14 protein-coding genes are annotated in these 21,512 nt (G+C 71.6%); 3 read left to right on the top strand and 11 right to left on the bottom strand.

From position 1 onward, the window contains the following. Window positions 1–254 precede the first annotated feature (254 nt). The 3 genes from KYY02_RS23245 to KYY02_RS23235 form a co-directional block, all read right to left on the bottom strand. Window positions 255–1,559 carry a M50 family metallopeptidase gene (locus KYY02_RS23245; protein WP_503167872.1) on the bottom strand — a complete coding sequence of 435 codons (1,305 nt, stop codon included), beginning with the start codon at window positions 1,557–1,559 and terminating at the stop codon, window positions 255–257. Continuing rightward, the gene (gene dxr / locus KYY02_RS23240) at window positions 1,556–2,818 is read right to left on the bottom strand and encodes a 1-deoxy-D-xylulose-5-phosphate reductoisomerase (RefSeq protein ID WP_371240910.1); all 1,263 of its coding nucleotides are present in this window, start codon (window positions 2,816–2,818) and stop codon (window positions 1,556–1,558) included. Before dxr ends, KYY02_RS23245 begins: the two co-directional genes overlap by 4 nt. A gap of 121 nt (window positions 2,819–2,939) precedes the next feature. Continuing rightward, window positions 2,940–4,880 (bottom strand): acyl-CoA dehydrogenase family protein, encoded by a 1,941-nt coding sequence (locus KYY02_RS23235; RefSeq protein ID WP_371240908.1) that lies wholly within the window; start codon window positions 4,878–4,880, stop codon window positions 2,940–2,942. A gap of 320 nt (window positions 4,881–5,200) precedes the next feature. Between KYY02_RS23235 and KYY02_RS23230 the strand changes: the two genes are divergently transcribed. Next, a complete protein-coding gene (locus KYY02_RS23230; protein WP_371240906.1) occupies window positions 5,201–6,211 on the top strand; it encodes a LacI family DNA-binding transcriptional regulator in 1,011 nt (336 codons plus the stop codon). Window positions 6,212–6,275: 64 nt separating this feature from the next. Here KYY02_RS23230 and KYY02_RS23225 read toward each other — a convergent pair whose 3' ends face one another. From KYY02_RS23225 to KYY02_RS23195, 7 genes are all read right to left on the bottom strand, one after another. Further along, window positions 6,276–6,989: a glycoside hydrolase family 12 protein gene (locus KYY02_RS23225; protein WP_371240903.1), complete on the bottom strand. Its 714-nt coding sequence runs from the start codon at window positions 6,987–6,989 to the stop codon at window positions 6,276–6,278. A 34-nt stretch (window positions 6,990–7,023) separates the two neighbouring features. After that, window positions 7,024–9,237 carry a glycosyl hydrolase family 95 catalytic domain-containing protein gene (locus tag KYY02_RS23220; RefSeq protein ID WP_371240901.1) on the bottom strand — a complete coding sequence of 738 codons (2,214 nt, stop codon included), beginning with the start codon at window positions 9,235–9,237 and terminating at the stop codon, window positions 7,024–7,026. Beyond that, entirely contained in the window at window positions 9,234–11,204 is a 1,971-nt protein-coding gene (locus KYY02_RS23215; protein ID WP_371240899.1) for a beta-galactosidase, read from the bottom strand. Before KYY02_RS23215 ends, KYY02_RS23220 begins: the two co-directional genes overlap by 4 nt. Then, window positions 11,204–13,390 (bottom strand): 1,4-beta-glucanase, encoded by a 2,187-nt coding sequence (locus tag KYY02_RS23210; protein WP_371240896.1) that lies wholly within the window; start codon window positions 13,388–13,390, stop codon window positions 11,204–11,206. The genes KYY02_RS23215 and KYY02_RS23210 overlap by 1 nt, the downstream gene beginning before the upstream one ends. A 147-nt stretch (window positions 13,391–13,537) precedes the next feature. Beyond that, window positions 13,538–14,473, bottom strand: a complete 936-nt coding sequence (locus KYY02_RS23205) for a carbohydrate ABC transporter permease (RefSeq protein WP_371240893.1) — start codon at window positions 14,471–14,473, stop codon at window positions 13,538–13,540. Further along, window positions 14,470–15,504: an ABC transporter permease gene (locus KYY02_RS23200; RefSeq protein ID WP_371240891.1), complete on the bottom strand. Its 1,035-nt coding sequence runs from the start codon at window positions 15,502–15,504 to the stop codon at window positions 14,470–14,472. The genes KYY02_RS23205 and KYY02_RS23200 overlap by 4 nt, the downstream gene beginning before the upstream one ends. A gap of 27 nt (window positions 15,505–15,531) precedes the next feature. Further along, window positions 15,532–17,226, bottom strand: coding sequence for an extracellular solute-binding protein (locus tag KYY02_RS23195; RefSeq protein ID WP_371240889.1), 1,695 nt, complete (start codon window positions 17,224–17,226; stop codon window positions 15,532–15,534). A 358-nt stretch (window positions 17,227–17,584) separates the two neighbouring features. Here KYY02_RS23195 and KYY02_RS23190 point away from each other — a divergent pair, with 358 nt between their 5' ends. Both KYY02_RS23190 and KYY02_RS23185 read left to right on the top strand, forming a co-directional pair. Then, window positions 17,585–20,425, top strand: coding sequence for a glycoside hydrolase family 3 C-terminal domain-containing protein (locus KYY02_RS23190; protein WP_371240887.1), 2,841 nt, complete (start codon window positions 17,585–17,587; stop codon window positions 20,423–20,425). 40 nt (window positions 20,426–20,465) lie between these two features. After that, entirely contained in the window at window positions 20,466–20,666 is a 201-nt protein-coding gene (locus KYY02_RS23185; protein WP_371240885.1) for a hypothetical protein, read from the top strand. A gap of 66 nt (window positions 20,667–20,732) precedes the next feature. On the opposite strand, the gene ybiA is transcribed toward KYY02_RS23185, so the two are convergent. After that, entirely contained in the window at window positions 20,733–21,341 is a 609-nt protein-coding gene (gene ybiA / locus KYY02_RS23180; RefSeq protein WP_371240883.1) for a riboflavin biosynthesis intermediates N-glycosidase, read from the bottom strand. Window positions 21,342–21,512 lie beyond the last annotated feature (171 nt).

Genomic DNA, 21,512 nt, shown 5'->3' with positions numbered 1-21,512 from the left:
CTGCCGGCTCTTCCGGCGCTCGGCGAGCTTGGTCGGAACGGACGGCATGCCGAGAGAAATCGCAGTCATCTGCTGTGCAACCCCAAGTCGTGGATCAAGGTCCGGCTCCCCGTGAGCAGCGGGCTCCGCGCTCCGAGATTACGGTACTGGCCGACGCCCGGGCACATCGCGCCCGTAAACCCGCCCAAAGGGCGACGGCCCGGAACCCCGAGGATTCCGGGCCGTCGTGAACGGCGGGTGTCGCGGCCCGGGGGCTAGGAGATCCGCACCGGGTTCACCACGTCCGCGATCAGGACGAGGACGGTGAAGCAGACGAAGATCCCGGCCACCACGTAGGCCACCGGCATCAGTTTCGCCACGTCGAACGGGCCGGGGTCGGGGCGGCGCAGCACCTTGGCCAGGTTGCGGCGCAACGACTCCCACAGGGCGCCCGCGATGTGTCCGCCGTCGAGCGGCAGCAGCGGGAGCATGTTGAACAGGAACAGGGAGAGGTTGAAGCCCGCGAGCAGCATCACGAACATGGCCATCTGCTGGGAAGCGGGGATGTCGAGGGTGGCGATCTCGCCGCCGACCCGGGCCGCGCCGACGACGCCCATCGGGGAGTCGGGTTCGCGCGGGCCGTCGCCGAAGGCGGCGTCCCACAGGGCGGGGATCTTGGACGGCAGGGCGGCGAGGGAGTCGACGGCGTCGCCGACCCGGTCGGTCATCCAGACCACGGAGTCCCCGAAGTCCTGTTTGACGACGCCGGTGGCCGCGCTGAAGCCGAGGAAGCCGGCCGTGACGTACTCGCCCTCGACGTAGGCGCCGTTGCCGTCCTTCTCGGGGACCATGTTGGTCGCGATCGTCGCCTGGAGGGTCACCTCCCGGCCGTCGCGGTCGACGACGATCGGCACCTGCTCGCCGGCGCTGTCGCGGATGAGGTCCGAGAGGGTGTCCCAGTCGTCGGTCCGGACGCCGTCGAAGGCGACGATCCTGTCCTCGGCCCTCATCCCGGCCGCGGCGGCCGGGGACCGGGGGTCGGACTTCTTGCACTCGTCGCGGTTCTCGCTCTGCGCGATCACGCACTGCGAGACCGAGCTGACCGTGGTGGTCTGCTGCTGGATGCCGAAGCCCATCAGCACGGTGAGGAACAGCGCCACCGCGAGGATCAGGTTCATGAACGGGCCGGCGAACATCACCACGACCCGTTTCCACGGCTTGCGCGTGTAGAACAGGCGTTTCTCGTCGCCGGGCCCGAGCTCCTCGAAGGCGGCGGAGCGGGCGTCCTCGATCATCCCGCGCCACGGCGAGGTGGAGCGGGCCTCCAGCCGGCCGTCGGGGCCGGGCGGGAACATGCCGATCATGCGGATGTAGCCGCCGAACGGGATCGCCTTGACGCCGTACTCGGTCTCGCCCTTGTTGCGCGACCAGAGGGTCGGGCCGAAGCCGACCATGTACTGGGGCACGCGGATGCCGAACATCTTGGCCGTGGACAGATGGCCCAGCTCGTGCCACGCGATCGAGAACAGCAGGCCGGCCGCGAAGACGACTATGCCGAGGATGAACATCAGGATCGTCATGCACGCGCCTCCGCGCTCGCCGTCCGGTCGGTCAGTTCCCGGGCCCTCGTCCGCGCCCAGGTCTCCGCTTCGAGGACGTCCGACACGGTCAGTGGGGTTCCCGTCGCCGGGGTGCCGTGTTCCTCGACGACCCGGGTGACGGTCTCCATGATCCCGTTGAAGGGCAGCGTGCCGGCGCGGAACGCCTCCACGCACTCCTCGTTCGCGGCATTGAACACCGCCGGGGCGGTTCCCGCGAGCTCGCCGACGTACCGGGCGAGGCCCACCGAGGGGAACGCCTCGTGGTCGAGGGGGAAGAACTCCCAGGTGGACGCCTTGCTCCAGTCGAAGACCGGGGCGGCGTCCGGGACCCTTTCGGGCCAGCCGAGGCCGATGGCGATGGGTCCGCGCATGTCGGGGGGCGTCGCCTGGGCCAGTGTCGATCCGTCCGTGAACTCGACCATCGAGTGGACATACGACTGCGGGTGCACGACGACCTCGATGCGGTCGAAGGGAATGTCGTACAGCAGGTGCGCCTCGATCACCTCCAGGCCCTTGTTGACGAGGGTCGCGGAGTTGATCGTGATGACCGGACCCATGGCCCAGGTGGGGTGGGCGAGGGCGTCCTCGACGGTGACGTCCGCCAGCTGGTCCCTGGTGCGGCCGCGGAAGGGGCCTCCGGAGGCGGTGACGACGAGCTTGCGGACGTCGGCGCGGGTGCCGGCGGCCAGCGCCTGGAAGAGGGCGGCGTGCTCGGAGTCGACCGGGATGATCTGACCGGGCTTGGCGAGCGCCTTGACCAGCGGGCCGCCGACGATGAGCGACTCCTTGTTGGCGAGCGCGAGGGTGCGGCCCGCTTCCAGGGCGGCGAGGGTCGGGGCGAGGCCGATGGAGCCGGTGATGCCGTTGAGCACGGTGTGGCAGTGGGAGGCGGCGAGGTGGGCGGCCGCGTCCTTCCCGGCCAGGATCTCGGGCAGCGGCTCCCCCGCCCCGTACTGCGCGGACAGCGCCTCGCGCAGCGCCGGTACGACGTCCTCGCGGGCGACGGCGACCGTGCGCACCCGCAGCCGTCGGGCCTGCTCGGCGAGGAGGGCGACCCGGCCGCCGTTGGCGGACAGGCCGGTGACCCGGAAGCGGTCGGGGTTGCGCAGCACGAGGTCGATGGCCTGGGTGCCGATCGACCCGGTGGAGCCGAGGATCACCACGTCCTTCGGTCCGTCTCCCGCCATGGGGTCGTGGACGAGGTGCGGGTCGGCGAGGGGGGCTGGAGCGTCGGTCATGGACCCCATTGTGTCCGGTCGCGCGCACGGCCGGGGCCCCGCCCCGGCGGCCCGGCACGTGTCCCGCCGGCAGGGGAGGCCCCGGTTTCCCGGGGCCTCCCCTGCCCGCCCTCCGCGCGGATCAGCGGATCGGGCGGTGGGCGTTCTCCCGCCGCGAGGGGCCCGGGGTGGCGTCCGCGATCCAGGGGCCGTCGTCGGAGGGGTCGATGACGCCCTGCTCCAGCCACTCGTAGGCGCCGGAGAGCACGCCCTTGACGACCTTGCGGTCGAGGTCGTCGGTGTTGGACCACAGGCGCCCGAAGAGCTCCTCGACGCGGAGGCGGGCCTGGCGGCAGAAGGCGTCGGCGAGCTGGTAGGCCTCGCGGCCGTTCTCGCCCCGGCCACGCAGCAGTTCCGCACGGACGCAGGCGGCGCTCATGGCGAACAGTTCCGCGCCGATGTCGACGATCCGGCCCAGGAAGCCCTGCTTGGTCTCCATCCTCCCCTGCCAGCGGGACATGGCGTAGAAGGTGGAGCGGGCCAGCTTGCGGGAGGTGCGCTCGACGTAGCGCAGGTGCGGGGAGAGGTCGGCGCCGTGCTTGAACCCGCCGTACGCGCCGGGGATCCGCCCGGGTCCGGCGACGAGTTTCGGCAGCCACTTGGCGTAGAAGAGGCCCGCGCCCGCGCCGGCCTTCGCCTTGTCGCCGAGGGACTTCTCCGGATCGATCAGATCGCCGGCGACGGACAGGTGGGCGTCGACGGCCTCGCGGGCGATCAGCAGGTGCATGATCTCCGTGGAGCCCTCGAAGATGCGGTTGATGCGCAGGTCGCGCAGCATCTGCTCGGCCGGGACCGCCCGTTCGCCGCGCGCCCGCAGGGAAGCGGCGGTCTCGAAGCCGCGGCCACCGCGGATCTGGACCAGTTCGTCGGCCATCAGCCAGGCCATCTCCGAACCGTACAGCTTGGCGAGGGCGGCCTCGATGCGGATGTCGTTGCGGTCCTCGTCGGCCATCTGCGAGGAGAGGTCGACCACGGCCTCCAGGGCGAAGGTGGTCGCCGCGATGAACGCGATCTTGGAGCCGACGGCCTCGTGCAGCGCCACCGGCTTGCCCCACTGCTCCCGGGCCGCCGACCACTCGCGGGCGATCTTCAGACACCACTTGCCGGACCCGACGCACATCGCGGGCAGGGAGAGCCGGCCGGTGTTGAGCGTGGTCAGGGCGATCTTCAGACCCTGTCCCTCCTCGCCGATGCGGTGGGCGGCGGGGACGCGGACCCGGTGGAAGCGGGTGACGCCGTTCTCCAGTCCGCGCAGACCCATGAAGGCGTTGCGGTTCTCCACGGTGACGCCCTCGGAGGCCGCCTCGACCACGAACGCGGTGATGCCGCCCCGGTGGCCCCCGGACTCCGGTACGCGCGCCATGACCACGAGGAGGTCGGCGACCACGCCGTTGGTGGTCCACAGCTTCACGCCGTCCAGGACGTACTCGTCGCCCTCGGGGACGGCGGTGGTGGCCAGACGCGCCGGGTCCGAGCCCACGTCCGGCTCGGTGAGCAGGAAGGCGGAGATGTCGGTGCGGGCGCAGCGCGGCAGGAACGTCTCCTTCTGCTCCCGCGTGCCGAAGAGCTTCAGCGGTTGCGGGACGCCGATCGACTGGTGCGCGGAGAGCAGCGCGCCGATCGCCGGGCTGGCGGAGCCGACCAGGGCCAGGGCCTTGTTGTAGTACACCTGGGTGAGGCCGAGGCCGCCGTACTTGGTGTCGATCTTCATGCCGAAGGCGCCGAGCTCCTTGAGCCCGGTGATCACGTCGTCGGGGATCAGGGCGTCGCGCTCGATCCGGGCGCCGTCGATCTTCGTCTCGCAGAAGTCGCGGAGCTTGGCGAGGAACTCCTCGCCGCGCTGCACGTGCTCGTCGGCGGGCAGGGGGTGGGGGTGGATCAGGTCGAGCCGGAAGCGGCCGAGGAACAGTTCCTTGGCGAAGCTGGGCTTGCGCCAGTCCTGTTCCCGGGCGGCCTCCGCCACCTGGCGTGCCTCCCGTTCGGTGACCGTGGGCCGGGACGGGGACTCGGGTACTGCGGACATGAGGCTCACCTCGCCGCGAAGGGGACGGTGTCATTGCACGACCGATGGGTGCTACTCGCTCGTATGTACCCGATCCGTAGTCACCCCGCCACCCTTCGTGCGGCCGTACGGCCGCACGCTCCCGCACTCCTGCGGGCCGGCGGGGTGAGGGACAATTCCTCCGGAGCCCCTCCTGGATCGACTCGACTCCGGGGAAAGCTGTCGAAGCGCTTCGACAGCCTATGGACACCCGTTGTCCTGTGGGACTACTGTCGAACCACCCTCACCTGCCCCTATACAATGTGCGCATTGTCGAAGCGCTTCATAAGCTTGGAGACTGGATGGTCACCCTCGCCGAGGTCGCCCAGCACGCCGGAGTCTCCGCGAGCACGGTGAGCTATGTCCTCAGCGGCAAACGGTCCATCTCCGTGAACACCCGGCAACGGGTCGAGCGGAGCATCCGCGAACTCGGGTACCACCCGAACGCCGGGGCCCGCGCCCTGGCCAGCAGCAGGTCGAACATCATCGCGCTGATGATCCCGCTGCGCACGGACATGTACGTGCCGGTGATGATGGAGATCGCCATCGCGGTGGCCACCACGGCCCGCACCCACGGGTACGACGTGCTGCTGCTCACCGGTGAGGAGGGCCCGGACGCGGTGCGCCGGGTCGCGGGCAGCGGCCTCGCCGACGGCATGATCCTGATGGACGTCGAACTCGACGACGAACGGCTGCCGTTGCTCAGGGGGACCGACCAGCCCGCGGTGCTCATCGGACTGCCCGCCGACACCACCGGGTTGACCTGCGTCGACCTCGACTTCAAGGCCACCGGCGCGCTGTGCGTGGAGCACCTGGCGAAGCGGGGGCACCACGACGTCGCCGTCATCGGCGAGGCCCCGGCGGTCTACGAACGGCACACCGGTTTCGCCGAGCGCACCCTGGACGGGCTGCGCGGCCGGGCCCGCGAGCTGGGACTGCGGCTGCTGCACCGGCCGTGCGAGGGCGGGTACGACGCGCTGGCCGTGACCCTGGCCAGGATCCTCGACGAACGCCCCGGCACCACGGGCTTCGTCGTGCAGAACGAGTCGGCGGTGGAACCGCTGCTCGCCCTGCTGCGGCAGCAGGGGCGTGCCGTTCCCGAGGACGTCTCGGTGGTCGCGATCTGCCCGGAGCAGGTCGCCGTACAGGCCTCGGTGCGGCTGACGTCGGTCGCCGTCCCCGCGCAGGAGATGGGCCGGCTCGCCGTGGAACAGCTGGTCGCCAAGCTCGACGGGCGGGGCGCCGACGAGGTCGTGCTGATCGCGCCCGAACTGACGGTCCGCGCGAGCTCGGGCCCGGCCCCCGTCCAGTAACCGCCCCGAGCGGCGAAGGGGCCGGTCCCGGCGGGACCGGCCCCTTCGCCGCTCGGGGCGCGGGTCAGCCGCCGCTGACCGTCAGCTTGTTGGTGCGGAAGTCCAGCCCGCCGGCCGACGAGGTGATCTCGTAGCCGAACTGCACGTCACCGATGGTCTCGTTGCCCATCCAGCCCTTGGTGTCCTTGATCCACTCGAGGATCGGGAGGATGTCGACGGTGCCGGAGTCCGAGTCCGAGGTGCGCAGGAACGAGAAGACCTCGTTGACGCCGTTGGTCCCCTTGTACACGTTCCAGGTGTGACCGCCGAGGCTCACGGTGCCCTGTGAGCCGCCGAGCGGGCCCACCGCCCCGTTGTGGTTGACCCACAGCATGATCTCGTAGTCGTAGTCCGTGTCCCAGATGTCGTACGAGGTGTTGTACGCGCCCGAGGACGGGACGGTGACGTTGTAGCTGCTGGTCAGCGAGTTCAGGGAGGTGATCGACTTGTTGATCACCTTCTTGGAGTTCGGGTAGGACTTGATGCCGCCGGTGTTGGGGTGGTCGGCCCACACGCCCCATTCGGTACCGGAGTTGGCCCAGACGCACTGGGCACCGGCGCCGGAGCCCCAGATGTTGTTGTAGAGGGTGTAGCCGTTCAGGCTGGTGTTGCCCCACTGGTCGCAGGAGTTCCAGACGGCGGCGTGCGCGGGGGCGGAGGCGAGGCCGACCGTCGCGCCGAGGGCGAGGGCGGGTGCCAGCAGGACCTTGGTGATCCTGCTCGAGGTGCTTGTTGCCATGGGGTTCCTTCCATGGGTGGGGGGAATCGCGGGGTCACCGCGTCTTCGGCGTCAGGACGCGGTCTTCTCCGGCGACCAGGTCGAGCGGCTCGACGCCGGCGGAAGTCCACAGGTCGACGCGGTGGGTGCGGGTGGGCCGCAGGACGGCGGTGGCGCCGTCCGGGGACCAGGTGAGGTCGAGTGAGGCGCCGAAGCGGGTGCGGATCCCGCGCAGTGCGCCGCTCGGGTACGCCGGGAGCGGCGCCGGCAGCAGGACCAGCCGGTCGGGGGTGGACTGGACGAGTGCCTCGATCAGCACGGCGGGCAGGGTGTGGGCGGCGTCGGCGTTGTAGACGTGGCGGTGCGGGTAGTGCGCGCTCATCAGGGAGGCGTGGAAGAAGTCGCCGTCGAGGACCTGGCCGAGCGCGTGGGCGACCCGCTCGCCGTCCCGGAGGCGGGCCGCGATCAGCGCGTGGTGCAGATGGCCGTGCGCGGAGTCGTTCTCGGCGCCGCGCAGTTCCAGGGCGCGGTGGGCGGCGGCGGCCAGGTCCGGGGTGTCGTAGGGGGTGATCTCGTCCAGCGGCCAGACGCCGTAGAGGTGGCTGAGGTGGCGGTGGTCGTAGGAGTCCTCCAGGCCGGGCCACGCCCATTCGGCGAGCGCGCCGTCGGCGTTGATCCGGTGCGGGGGCAGCCGGTCGGCGAGCGCCCGCCAGCGGTGGGCGTGCTCCGGGTGGTACGCGGCGGCGGTCCGCAGGGCGTGCCGGGCCGCGGAGAGGTCCATGGCCGCGTTGACGGTGCCCCAGCTCGCGTTGGCGGGCCGGTTCTCGGGCGAGTAGGAGGGGACGACGACCAGCCGTCCCCGGCTGTCGGTGCGGGTGAGGAAGTCCTCGTAGAACAGGGCGACCTCGGCGAGCGCGGCGGCGGTGTGCGGGTCGCGTCCACCACGGATCTCGTCGTGGTCGACGAGGGGCTTGAGCAGCCAGTCGGCGCCGGCGGTCCACAGGTGCAGCGGGTACTCGCGGCTGAAGTGGTACGAGTGCCCCGACTCGCCGTCGCTGTGCGCGGGCGCGACGACGCCCCGGGCGCCGAACACCGCGCGGGCGTTGTCCCGCCAGTCGAGCAACTGCCGCTGGACCAGGGCGGCCAGGGCCTCGGTGACCTCGGGGAGGGCCGCCGCGGCGGCGGAGGCCGTCTGGAGGTTGAGATTGGCGTCGTTGGTGAAGGCTCCGGACCAGGCGGTGTCCCAGTCACCGGTCCACAGTCCGGTGAGGCGGGGCGGGAACAGGCCGCTGGAGGACAGCAGGTGGTAGCGGCCGGCCGCGAAGAGCCTCTCGAGCAGGGCGGCGCTGCGCGGCCGGGTAAGCAACTCGGAGCCCGGCATGGCGCGTTCGTCCGGATCGGCGGCCAGGTCGAGGGTGACCCGTTCGTAGGCGGTGCGGTGCAGGGGCAGATGGCGGGCGAGGAGGCCGTCGTACGGGGTCCCGGGGGCGCAGTCGAGCAGATCGCGCAGGGCGCGGCCCTCGGCGACCACGTCCACCTCCCCGGTGTGCCGCCGCACCCGGGTGAGCAGCAGCACGGACCGGGCGTCCTCGACACGCACCCCCGGCGGGGCGAGCGCCGTCCGGCCTCCGGTGACGGCGACCAGGGTGACGCCGGTGCAGGCGAGGTCGCTGCCCGGGTAGCGGGCGCGCAGGCTCAGCAGGGCACCCTCGGGGGTGAGGACGGCTCCGTGGCCGACGCCCAGGCCGGCGGGGGCGCCGGGGAGCCTGTGGTCCAGGGAGAGGTCGAGGGTGAGTTCGGGGCCGGTGACGTGCTGGACGATCACGTCGTCGGCGCGGGAGACGAAGACCCGGCTGGTCCAGTCGGCGCGGGCGGCCTCCGCGACGCCGGTGGCGAAGTCGACCGTGCGGCGGTATCCGCCCCGGTCCGGGTCGCGGTCCGGGCGGCGTGCCCGGATCTGGAAGGCGGGGTGGAAGGGCTGCACCCACTGGAGCGGGCGGCCGTCGGTGAAGCCCTCGGCGGCGCCCGGGTCACCGGCGAGCAGCCGGTCCTGGAGGTCGGGCAGTTCGTCGGCCAGCCGGGGCGGCAGCCGGTTGTGGCCGTCGCCCTCGCCCGGACGGACGAGGGTGTGATGGGTGACGACGGTCCGGTCGTCGTCCGGATCGCCGAACACGAGGGCGCCGTGGTGGCCGTTGCCGCTCAGGAAGGCGTCCTCCCAGCGGCCGGCCGGGCAGGGCTCCCAGGTTCCGTGGACGGGCGTGGCGCTCATGGCTTCAGCACCGCCGCGCCGTAGCGGCCGAGGGTGATCCGGTCGGTCACGGTCGCCTCCGTCAGCAGGTCGTGGTGGGCTCCCGGGACGTCCACGGTGACCGGCTCGCGATCGTGGTTGAGCAGGAACAGCAGGTCCCCGCGGCGGACCGCCTCGACTCCGTCCGGGAGTCCGTCGAGCACCGGCCGCACGCCCGCACCGGTGGCGACGCGGGTCAGGAGCGCGCGCAGCGCCTCCGGTTCGGGGAGCGTCGAGACGTACCAGGCGCGGCCCTTGCGCAGCACGGCGGGCAGCCCGTCGAGTTCCCCGCCCCTGTAGGGGACGGTCTCGTCGGCGGTGCCGTCGGGCTCCAGTTCCTCGGACCACAGGGTGCCGCGCAGACCGCCCTCGCAGTCGGCGGTCTCCCCCGGCTCCAGCGGCCACCACTCGTGCAGGGTGCGGATGCCGAAGAGTTCCCGCAGCCGGGTGTCCATGCCGCCGGGCCGCACCCGGTCGTCCTGGTCGGCGACGCCGGTCAGGAACCCGCAGACGAGGGTGCCGCCGCCGCGCACGTGGGCGAGCAGGTTGTCGACGGCCGCGTCGGTGAGGAGGTAGAGCTGCGGGACGACGACCAGCCGGTAGCCGGACAGGTCGTGTCCGGGGTGGGCGAAGTCGGTGGTGAGACGGGCCTGCCAGAGCGCGCGGTGCCAGGCGCTCAGGACCTGTGGGTAGTCGACCTCGTGGGAGGGCCGGGCCTCCTGGTCGCCGGCCCACCAGGAGTGCCAGTCGTGCAGCACGGCGACATCGGCGATGATCCGGCCGCCGGCGACGTGCGGGGCGATCCGGGCCAGGTCCGCGCCGAGCTGCTTGACCTCCTGGTACGTACGTCCCTGCTCGCCGGCGTGGCCGACCATCCCGGAGTGGAACTTCTCCGCGCCCTGCCGGGACTGGCGCCACTGGAAGTAGCAGACGGCGTCCGCGCCGCGGGCGACGGCCTGGAGGGACCACAGGCGGTTGAGACCGCGCGGCTTGGGGGGGTTCACGCGCCGCCAGTTGACCGGTCCGGCCGCCTGTTCCATCAGCATCCACGGGCCGCGGGCCTGGGAGCGGGTCATGTCCTGGACCAGGGCGCCGCTCTGGGCGCCGGACGGGTCGCGCGGGTCGGGGTAGAGGTCGACGGAGACGACGTCCTCCTCCTCGGCCCAGCGCCAGGCGTCCTGCCCCGCCCACAGCGGCATGAAGTTGGTGGTGACCGGGAGGTGCGGGGTGTGCCGGCGGACGATGTCGCGTTCGGCGGTGTAACACTCCAGGAGCATGTCGGACGTGAAGCGCTTGAAGTCCAGCACCTGGGTGGGGTTCTTCAGGTAGTGCGCGTGTCGGGGCGTCAGCACCTCGTCCCAGTCGCCGTATCCCTGGCTCCAGAAGGCGGTGCCCCAGGCGGTGTTGAGGGCGTCGAGGGTGCCGTAGCGGTGGCGCAGCCAGGAGCGGAAGCGGGCGGCGGCCTCGTCGCCCCAGTCGTAGGTGCAGTACTCGTTGTTGATGTGCCACAGGGTGAGGGCCGGGTGGCCGGCGTAGCGGGCGGCCAGGTCCTCGGTGATGGCGGCGGCGTACCGGCGGTAGGTGGCGCTGGAGTGCGAGAAGTGCTGGCGTCCGCCCCACCACTCGGTCCGGCCCTCCGCGTCCCGGGGCAGGGTGTCGGGGTGGAGCCGGCCCATCCAGGGCGGCGGGGAGGCGGTCGGGGTGGCGAGGACGACGCCGACGCCGCTGTCGTGCATCAGGTCCATCAGCCGGTCCAGCCAGCCGAAGTCCCGCTCCCCCGGTCGGGGTTCGAGCTTCGACCAGGAGAAGACGCCGAGGGTGACGGAGTTGACCCCGGCCTCCTTCATCAGCCGGACGTCCTCGTGCCAGACCTCCTCGGGCCACTGCTCGGGGTTGTAGTCGCCGCCGTAGAGGAGGCGGCCGCGGGTGACATCGCTCAGGTCCGGCATCAGACGGGCTCCCCGTACTGGATGCCGCGCCCGTTGGTGGCGAGGTAGACCCGGCCGTACACGCGCGGGTCGCCGGTGATGGTCTCGCCGGTCCAGCCCCACTGGTGGTCGTCGTCGTTGATGCGCACCCAGGTCCTCGCCTCGTCGTCGGAGCGGTACACGGCGGTGATCGCCCCGGTGGAGCCGACCTGGTAGATCGCCGGGTATCCGGCACCGGGGGCGGCCTTGCCGAAGCCGAGGGTGTGGGAGGCGTGGCAGCTGTCCACCTTGGCGAAGCTCCCACCCCCGTCGGTGGACCGGTACAGCCCGTTCCCCTTGGTGCTCAGCCACAGGTCGCCGCTGCGGCCGGGCGCCGCGACCAGCTTGAACTGGCTGTCGCCGGAGGGCAGCCCGGTCGCACGGGCGGTGAAGGAACGGCCGCCGTCGGTGCTGGCGAGCAGCGTTCCCGTGCCGGTGTCGTACGCGTAGAGGAGCGCCGGGTCGGCCGGGTCGGCGACCGGCACGGCGCCCTCCGGGAAGGAGGGGACCTCGGACCAGGTGGCGCCGTTGTCCGCCGAGCGGTGGGCCGGGTACTTCGTTCCGTCCCAGTGCACGAAGGACCACAGGAGCACGCTGCCGTCGGCGTTGACGGCGATCGGCCCCGGTGCGTCCTTGGCGAGGGAGGGCTGGGCCGCGAAGGGCGCCCAGGTCCGTCCGCCGTCGTGGGAGTACGCGCCGTTGCCGTTCTCGCCCCAGCCCGTCCGGACGACGTACGCCGGTCTGCGCGCGGCCTGCGCGAGTCCCGTCGCCGACCCGAAGACGGGGTTCGTCGCCATGCCCTGCGCCGGGGACGAGGCGAGCCGCTCGTGGTACATCACGCCGATGTCCCGCGACCCGCTGATCAGGTGTGCCCTCCCGGTCGGGGGCGAGACCAGCTGGGTCACGGACGCCTCCTCCAGGCCGCGGATCCGCGGGGCCCAGTGGCGCAGGTCCCGGGTGCCGTAGAGGGTGGCGCCGGTGCCGTACACCAGGTGCTCCGAGTCGTACGGGTCCAGGGCGAGCGCCTGGATCCACCAGCCGAACTTGGGTGTGTCCTCGCCCCAGTTCAGGTACGGCGTCTCGGACACGTCGAGGACGGCGGTGTCCTTCAGCGAGCGCCAGCTGCGTCCGCCGTCGGTGGACCGGTACAGCGTGTCGACCGCCGCCCAGCGGTTGTTGGTGGAGACGACGACGGTGCCGGGACGGCGGGCGTCCACGGCGACCCCGCCATAGCCGAAGGTGTCCGCGGAGCCTGCGTCGGGCTTCACCGGGGTGACCTCGGTCCACTCGTCGCCGCTGGTACGCAGCTTGTGCACGCTGCCGTCGGACTGGCCGTTGGGGCCGGGCGCGTCGGCGTAGGTCACGTACAGCTCACGGGTGTGCCGGTCGTACGCGGCCCGGATCGGCACGCGCGCGGCGGCGCCGGACGGCTGCCCGGGGACCGCCTCCCAGGTGGCGCCGTCAAAGGTGCGGAACAGGTTCGCGCCGCCACCGTCGCCCCAGCCGGCGTAGACGGCGCGCCCGGCGGCGACGAGGAGGATGACGCCCTGACCGGTGGCGGACGGGGTGGCCGGGAACCCGTTCACGGGCGCCCAGGTGGCGCCCCGGTCGGCCGACCTGAGCAGTCCGTCGTGCCGGGTGCCGAGCCACAGGGTGTCGCTGTCCCGGGGGTCGACGAGGAGCCGCTCGCCGGCGCCCCGGCCGTCCTCGTTGGCGCCGAGCCTCACGGTGAGGTCGGTGCGCCGCCAGGTGGCGCCGCGGTCGTCCGAGCGCAGCACCGCGCCGTTGCCCGCCCACGACTGGGCGTAGGTGCCGCAGGCCAGGTAGAGCCGGTCCGGGTGCGCGGGATCGACCGCCATCGCCTCGACCCCGAGCAGGTTCCAGTCGTCCCACCCGATGTGGTCGAGCAGCGGGACCCAGCGGTCGCGCCGGTCGTCCCAGCGGTAGGCGCCTCCGATGTCGGTCCGGGCGTAGGCGAGCCCGCGCACCCGGGGGTGGAACAGCACACCGGTGATGAACCCGGTCCCGCCGATGACGACGTTGCGCCAGCGGTAGGCGGAGGCCCCGGCGGCCCTCGCCCGGCCGCCGAGGGCGGGAACACCGGCGACAGCGGTGGCGGCCGCCGCTCCTGCAAGAACAGCACGCCGGCTCAAGGAAGACGCGAACATGGCAGAACCTCGCCTATGCGGGGGGGGTGGGTGGAGGAACCTGAAGGGGGGCGGGGCCGTGCCGGTACGCGGCTCCGCCGCGTGGGCGCGGCCGACCACGACGGACCCGCGGCCGGACAGCGGCGCAGCCCCGGACAACCGGGGACGTCAGCCCTTGACGGCCCCTGTGAGCATGCCCTTCTTGAAGTGCTTCTGGACGAACGGCGACAACACGGCCACCGGCAGCAGGGCCATGACCATCACGGCCATCTGCACGGCCAGACCGGACAGCTCACCGGTCTTGATCGCCTGGCCCAGGCCGACCGGCGCCTCCTGCTTCTGCACCAGCTGGATCATGACGTTCTGCAGCGGCAGCATGTCCTGGTCGTTCAGGTACAGGGAGGCGTTGAACCAGGCGCTCCAGTAGCCGACGGCGTAGAACAGCGTGATCACCGCGACGACCGCGCGGGAGAGCGGCAGCACGATCTGCCACAGGATGCGCAGGTCCCCGGCGCCGTCGATGCGGGCGCTGTCGATCAGCTCCTGCGAGATGCCCATGAAGAAGCCGCGCAGCACCAGGATGTTGAAGACGCTGATCGCACTGGGCAGGATCAGCGCGAGGTAGCTGTCCATCAGGCCCAGGGACTGCACCAGCAGGTAGGTGGGGATGAGGCCGGCGCTGAAGAACATCGTGGCCAGCAGCACCATGAGGATCCAGCGGTGGCCGAAGGAGCCGGTGCGGGACAGCCCGTAGGCGCACAGCACCGACACCGCCATCGAGAACACGGTGCCGACGAGGGTGACGCCGATGCTGACGAGCGCCGCCCGGGTGACCTGGCCGCCGCTGAGCAGTTCCTGGTAGGCGATGAAGGTGATGTCCGTCGGGATCATCACCAGCCCGCCGGCCTCGTCGATGGCCTTGCGCGTGGACAGGCTGGTGGCCACGACGATCCACAACGGGAACAGGATGGCGAAGCAGGCGAGGAACAGGACCAGCCCCTTGCCCGCGAGCCCGGCCCGGCTGGGCTTCTCCTCCCACACCGGCCGGGGCGGGGCCGCCCAGCGGCCGGGCGCGCGTACGGGCTTGTCGATGACGGCGGTCACTTCTTGTACACCCCCTGCTCGCCCATGAGATGGGCCACCTTGTTCGCTATCAGGACCAGGCCGAGACTGATGACGCCCTTGACGAGCCCCGCGGCGGCCGCGTAGCCGAAGTCCTGGTTGCGCACGCCGTTCCACCACACGAAGGTGTCGAGGACCTCCGCGGCGCCCGGTCCGACGGCGCCGCGTTGCAGCAGGATCTGTTCGAAGCCGACCGTCAGGGCGTCGCCGACGCGCAGCACCAGCAGCAGGGCGATCACCGGCCGCAGCGCGGGCAGCGTGACGTGCCACATGCGGCGCCAGCGGTTCGCGCCGTCCATCGCGGCGGCCTCGTACAGGTCGGGGCTGACCGAGGCCAGCGCGGCGAGGAAGACGATGATCCCCCAGCCGGCGTCCTTCCACACGCTCTGCGCGGTGACCAGGAACTTGAAGGTCTCCGGGTCGGTCATGAGGCTGAGCCCGTCGTACCCGTGGTCGCGCAGCAGCTGGGACAGCAGTCCGGCGCCGCCGAACAGCTGCTGGAAGACGGCGACGACCAGCACCCACGAGAAGAAGTGCGGCAGGTAGAGGATCGCCTGCGAGATCGCCCGCACCCGGGGCCTGACCACGCTGTTGATGAGCAGCGCGAGCAGGATGGGAATCGGGAAGTACAGCACCAGCTGCAGGAAGAACAGCACCAGCGTGTTCTGCACCGCGTTCCAGAAGGCGGAGTCCTCGAAGATGCGCTGGAAGTTCTCCAGGCCCACCCACGGGCTGTGCAGGATGGAGACGACCCCGTTGTCACTGATGTAGGGGTCGTACTCCTGGAACGCGACGACGTTGCCGAGGATCGGCACGTAGTTGAAGAGCAGCACCAGCAGGATGGCCGGCAGCGTCATCAGCAGCAGGACGCGGTCGCGTCTGAACCTCGTCCGGAGGCTGAGCTTCCCGGCGGGCGGTTTCCCGGTGGCCCCGGTGGCGCCGCCGTGCGCCGCCGGGGGGTTCTCCTTCGCTTCGGCCTCGGTGTCGGTCCGAGGCACCGTGCTGTGGGACACGGCGGTTCTCCTTGCCTCGGTGCCCGGTCAGCCGGCCGCCGAACCGTTCTCGTCGAGGATCTTCTTGTACCAGTCGCGGAGTTCGTCCCCGCCCTTGCTCTTCCAGTCGGAGACGGCCTGCTGCACGTCGCTGACCTTCTTGCGGCCGCGGATGACGTCGTCCTCCAGCTGCTCGAAGTCGTTGGAGAGGTTGGTCCAGCGGGCGGGCTCGGTGATCTGCATGCCGTAGAAGGACGACTTCCTGGTGAAGGCGCCCATCCGCTGCTGCCACTCCACCTGGCCCTTGGCGACCTCGGGGAAGTCGGGGTGGGCGATGGTCGCGGCGGGGCTCGCGATCATCACGTAGGCGTTCATCACGTCGATGTTGCCCTGGTCGGTCTTGGTGGGCACACCGTCCTTGACGGTGTAGTGGGTGCCCTCCACGCCGTAGTTGGTGGCCATGTACTCCTTGGTGCCGTAGGGCGCGGCGGTGACGTTGGCGACGGCCAGCACGTCACGTATCACGGCCTCGGACGCCTTCTTGTTGACGAAGGCGAAGATGCCGGCCGGGTTCTTCGCCCACAGCGTGGGATCGCCGCCGTCGTGGCCGAAGATGTCCATGCCCCAGATCTTGAACTCGGGGTTCTGGGTGGCCTGTTCGGCGGTGCGGCTCCACCACTGCGAGGCGTCCTGGTTGTAGATGAGGAACTCGCCGGCGGCGAACTTGGGTCCGGGGTCGGTGGCGTTGCTCTTGCCCAGCTCGGCGTCGGGGTGCACGACTCCGGCGGCGAACAGCTTGCGCGTCCACTCCAGGGCCTCGAGGTACTCCTCGGTCTCGATGCGGTAGACCAGCTTGCCGTCGACCAGGTTCCAGCCGAGCGACTTCTCCTCGCCGGAGAGCACGCCGAAGGCGTTGAAGGCGGTCCACTTCATGTCCAGGCAGGCCCAGCGCTTGGCCTTGGCGTTGGTGGCGTCCTTGGCCAGCGCCATGAACTCGTCGCACGAGCGGGGGACTTCGTAGCCCTCCTTCTCGAAGATGTCCTGACGGTAGAGCGGGACCATGCCGGTGACGTACGAGGACGGCATGGGCAGGCCGCGCAGCTTGCCGCCGAAGATGGACCGCTGCCAGGCGTCGGTGGGGATCGCCGCGAGGTTCGGGTAGTCCTTGACGGCGTCGCCGGACAGGTACGGGCCGAGGTCGGCGAACTTGCTGATGATGGCGCTGGGGATCTTGCCCGTCATGTTCCAGCCGGGCACGACCACCACGTCGGGCACCTCGCTGGAGGCGAGGACGGCGCCGAGCTTCTGGTCGTAGGTGTTGCCGTCCTGGTTCTGCCAGACCACGTCGACGCCGATGAGGTCGTTCATCGACCTGTAGTAGGCGTTGCCGCCCTTGGGCGGGGAGCCCCAGAACGGCGACATGACGGTGACCTTGTTGCCCTTGCCGAGCTTCTTCGGCACCGACGTCTCCAGGTCCGCCAGGTCGAGCTTGCTGGTGAAGCCGACCGCGGAACCGTTCTTGCTGGGGATGTCGGGCGTGACCACGTTGCTCGCCACGTACGCCGGGAGGATCTTCTTGGCGTCCTTGCCCGACGTGGTGCCGTCCCGCGAACCTCCGTCGGACCCGCCGCACGCGGCGAGCAGCGGCATTCCCCCGGCCACCGCTGCGGTGGCGACCGCCGTGGAGGCGAGGAAGCTTCTCCGGCTCGGGCCGGAGGAGTGGGGGGCGGCGTTCGGCGTCATTGCGTCAACCCTTCATGGCGCACCGGGACACCCGGCAGGTGGCCGTCGGCTGCGGTGTCTTCAGTGGAACTGGCTGAGCCGAAGCGGTGGTTCGGCGGAAGGTGCGCCGGAAAGGCGGGCCTCGCAGTCGAAGCGCTTCGATGTTGCTGCGAGGTTAAGTGAACACCCAGGGGCACACAAGGGTCACATCCAAGATTCCTCGGATGTATGCACGATCGCGATGCAGGCATCATGTTCATGGGTCACCCACGAGGCGTTCGATCCGGTGCCCCGGATCCCTTGACACCCACCCCCGCCCCGAATGAGCATCGAAGCGCTTCGAAAGCGCCTCGTCGCTCCATCCCGAGGGGAACTCCACGTGACCGCACAAACGCCGCCTACGCCGCCTTTCCGCGATACGGCCCTGCCGTTCGCGAAGCGCATCGACGACCTCCTGTCGCGGCTCACCCTCGACGAGAAGATCGGATTTCTGCACCAGTTCGCGCCGGCCGTCGAGCGTCTGGACGTCGCCGCCTTCCGCACCGGTCAGGAGGCCCTGCACGGCGTCGCCTGGATGGGTCCGGCGACGGTGTTCCCGCAGGCCGTCGGCCTGGGCGCCACCTGGAACCAGGAGCTGGTGCGCCGGGTGGGCGAGGCGGTGTCCCGCGAGACCCGTGCGATGCGCACCCGCGACGAGCGCGTCGGCCTCAACGTCTGGGCGCCGACCGTCAACCTGCTGCGCCACCCCCTGTGGGGCCGCAACGAGGAGGGCTACTCGGAGGACCCGAAGCTCACCTCGGCGATCGCCACCGCCTACACCCACGGCCTGCGCGGCGACCACCCGGTGTACTGGCGCACGGCCCCCGTCCTCAAGCACTGGCTGGCGCACAACAACGAGACGGAGCGCGACACCACCTCCAGCTCCGTCCGCCCGCGCGTGCTCCACGAGTACGACCTGCGTGCCTTCCGCGAGGCAGTCGAGGCCGGCACGGTGGCCGGCGTGATGCCGGCGTACAACCTGGTCAACGGCCGTCCGAACCACGTGTCGCCGTATCTGCGCGAGCACCTGCGCGCCTGGACCGAAGAGGACCTGCTGGTCTGCTCGGACGCCGGGGCGCCGTCCAACCTGGTCGACTCCGAGCACTACTTCGACACCCACGAGGAGGCCACCGCGGCGGCCCTGCGGGCCGGGGTCGACAGCTTCACCGACCACGGCACCGACAGCTCGACGATCATCGGACGTATCAGGGGAGCGCTGGAGCGGGGGCTGCTCGCGGAGGCCGACATCGACACGGCCGTACGCCGTCAGCTCTCGGTGCGGTTCCGGCTCGGCGAGTTCGACCCGGGCGCGGACCCGTACGCCGGGGAACAGCCCTTCGACACCCCGGAGCACCGGGCGCTCGCCCAGGAGGCCGCCGAGCAGGCGATCGTCCTGCTGAAGAACGACGGCACGCTGCCGCTCGCCCCGGACACCCGGGTCGCGGTCGTCGGACTGCTCGCCGACGAGTGCAAGCTCGACTGGTACAGCGGCAGCCTCATCCACCGCGTCACCCCACTGGAGGGCCTCCACGAGCGCTTCGGCGCCGAGCGCGTGGAGTTCGCCGAGGGCGTGGACCGGGTGCTGCTGAAGACCTCCTCCGGTACGTTCCTGCACGTCCCGCCGGCCCCCGAGGCCCCCGAGACGGCGCGCGGCGCCGAGGGCGCCCTCGACCCGGCGCTGCTCGCGGGCCGCACCGACCTGCCGCCGCTCACCGCCAGGGCGGACGGCACCGCCCTCGCGCTGGCCGACTGGGGCGAGGGCGTGCTCACCCTGCGGGCGCCCGACGGCCGCTACCTCTCCGTCGCCGAGGACGGGTACGTGCGTGCCTCCGCCGACCAGCCGGGCGGCTGGGTCGTGCAGGAGACGTTCCGGCTGGAACCGCACGGGGACGGTCACCTCCTCCGGCATGTGGGGACGGGACGCCACGTGCAGGTCGCCGCCGACGGCGTGAAGGTTGCCGAGGAGGACCCCGAGGTCTTCGAGCTGGTCGTCGTCGAGCGCGGGCAGGACGCGGTCGCGCGCGCCGCGGCCGGCGCCGACGTGGTCGTGGTGGTCGCCGGCAACGATCCGCACATCAACGGGCGCGAGACCGAGGACCGTACGACGCTGCGGCTGCCCGCCCAGCAGGAGCGGCTGCTGCGCGCGGCCCGCGCCGCCAACCCGAACACGGTGCTGGTGCTGACCTCCGCCTACCCGTACGCGGTGGACGCGGCGGACCTCCCGGCGCTGCTGTGGACCGCGCACGGCGGGCAGGCCGCGGGCACCGCACTGGCCCGCGTGCTCGCCGGCGACGTCTCCCCCGCCGGCCGGCTGCCGCAGACCTGGTACGCCGACGACGCCGACCTGCCGGACCTCCTCGACTACGACGTGATAGGCGGCCGGCAGACCTACCTCTACTTCGAGGGCACGCCGCTGTTCCCCTTCGGGCACGGCCTGTCGTACGCGGGCTTCTCCTACGGGGAGCTGACGGCGGACGTCGTCGGGCCGGCGGTGCACGTCTCCTTCGCCGTCACCAACACCGGCGACGTCACCGCCGACGAGGTGCCCCAGCTCTACACCCGGGCCGTGGACCCCTCGGTCCCGCGTCCGCGCCGCGAGCTGCTGGCGCACCGGAGGGTGACGCTGGCGCCCGGGGAGTCGGTCGAGCTGTCCTTCGTGCTGCCGCTGTCCGCCTTCGCGTTCTGGGACGTGGCGGTGGGCCGGTGGCGGGTGGAGCCGGGGGCGTACGAGCTGCTGGCCGGGGCCTCCAGCGAGGACGTGCGCGCACGGGCCACCGTGACGCTGGAGGGTGAGCCGGCCGCTCCGCGCGCCGTCCTCGCACGCGGTCTGGACGGCGCCGACTTCGACGAGCAGAGCGGCATCGAGATCGTCGACCGGACGAAGGAGGCGGGCGACTCGGTCACCGCCGCGGCCGGCAAGGAGGGCGAGCTCCTCTTCCGGGGCTGCGACTTCGGCGGCGGGGCGGCGGAGGCGACCGTCGAGGTCTCCGGCGAGGGAACGGTCGAACTGTCCCTCGACGGCGGACCGGTGCTCGCCGAGCTGTCCCCGCAGGCGCCCACGCCGGGTCCGTACGACTACACCACGCTCCGCGCGTCCCTCCCCGTCGTCGACGGTGTGCACGACGTGCGCCTGCGGCTGCGCGGCCCGCTGCGGCTCGCGCACGTCGGCTTCTCCGGCTGAGGGTCCGGAGGCGGCCGGCGCGACGAGGGGCCCGGCACCGGTGGGAACCGGTGCCGGGCCCCTTCCCGTCGGGCGGGCGCTTCCCGGGGGCGCGCTGCGGAAGGCGCACCGCGATGAGGCCACCGGCAAGGGCGCGGCGACCGCCGGGCTCATCTGCGGCACCGCGGCCGCGGTGATCCCGCCGCTGCCGGGCATCCTGCTGGTCGCCGACGCCATGGGAGGCACCGGCACCGACTCCTGAACGCTCGTCACGGCGGAGGGCCGGTCCGGTGCGGACCGGCCCTCCGCCGTGTGCGCAGGCCTCCGTTCAACCGGTGCGCAGTCGCCTGCGGGCCTCCATCAGCGCGAATCCCAGCAGATTCGGGCCCCGCCAGCGCTCCGGGTCCGTCGCCCCCTCGTCGTCGGCCGCGAGGCCGATGCCCCACACCCGGTCCACCGGGCTCGCCTCGGCCAGCACCCTCCCCCAGCCTTCGGCCGGGGCGGCCCCCGGCTTGCCTCGCTCGCCCGTGCCCAGCAGGAAACCCCGCAGGTCCGCGTGGGCCGCGAACTTGTGCACGCTGCCCTCGACGACGATGCCGAACCGCTCCCGCCGCCAAGTCTCCTCGTCGAAGCCCCGTACCAGCCGCCCGGCCTTCTTCGCCTGCGCGGGATGCCTCGCGGCCAGCACCCGCCGCTCCCCCTCCGGGTCCTCGAACAGCCGGGCCTTGGCCGCCATCATCCAGTGCTCGGCGGTCGCGTACTGCACGCCGTCCACCGTGAACGGCGAGGGCCACCACTGGCTCAGACAACTCGGCCCGATCCGGCCGCCGGGCAGTGGCCGGTGTCCCCAGAAGTGCAGGTACTTGATCCTCGTCCCGGCCCGCAGCGCCTCGATCAGCTTCTCCCGCGAGTACAACGCCCCCGTGCTCCTCTCCATGCACGCGAGTCTGGCAGCGACCACCGACACTCCGCCCTGCCTTTTCTGTGGCCGCTCGACACCTGGTCGACAGATTCCGTCGCGTAACCAAAAGGAAACAACGGAATCACTTGTTGGAGTCCCATCACTCTGTCAGGATCGGCACTCAAATCGAGCTGGAGCCACGCCGCC

It is taken from the genome of Streptomyces pimonensis, assembly GCF_041380215.1.
Lineage (GTDB): Bacteria > Actinomycetota > Actinomycetes > Streptomycetales > Streptomycetaceae > Streptomyces > Streptomyces pimonensis.
Note: the sequence above shows the minus strand (reverse complement) of the source record. Positions and strands in the feature narration are given on the sequence as shown.

Bases quoted from the DNA above. Each gene is read 5' to 3' on its own strand.
- KYY02_RS23245 (WP_503167872.1), bottom strand. From the start codon at position 1,559: ATGACGATCCTGATGTTCATCCTCGGCATAGTCGTCTTCGCGGCCGGC.
- KYY02_RS23195 (WP_371240889.1), bottom strand. From the start codon at position 17,226: ATGACGCCGAACGCCGCCCCCCACTCCTCCGGCCCGAGCCGGAGAAGC.
- KYY02_RS23235 (WP_371240908.1), bottom strand. From the start codon at position 4,880: ATGTCCGCAGTACCCGAGTCCCCGTCCCGGCCCACGGTCACCGAACGG.
- KYY02_RS23230 (WP_371240906.1), top strand. From the start codon at position 5,201: ATGGTCACCCTCGCCGAGGTCGCCCAGCACGCCGGAGTCTCCGCGAGC.
- KYY02_RS23220 (WP_371240901.1), bottom strand. From the start codon at position 9,237: ATGAGCGCCACGCCCGTCCACGGAACCTGGGAGCCCTGCCCGGCCGGC.
- dxr (WP_371240910.1), bottom strand. From the start codon at position 2,818: ATGACCGACGCTCCAGCCCCCCTCGCCGACCCGCACCTCGTCCACGAC.
- KYY02_RS23215 (WP_371240899.1), bottom strand. From the start codon at position 11,204: ATGCCGGACCTGAGCGATGTCACCCGCGGCCGCCTCCTCTACGGCGGC.
- ybiA (WP_371240883.1), bottom strand. From the start codon at position 21,341: ATGGAGAGGAGCACGGGGGCGTTGTACTCGCGGGAGAAGCTGATCGAG.
- KYY02_RS23210 (WP_371240896.1), bottom strand. From the start codon at position 13,390: ATGTTCGCGTCTTCCTTGAGCCGGCGTGCTGTTCTTGCAGGAGCGGCG.
- KYY02_RS23225 (WP_371240903.1), bottom strand. From the start codon at position 6,989: ATGGCAACAAGCACCTCGAGCAGGATCACCAAGGTCCTGCTGGCACCC.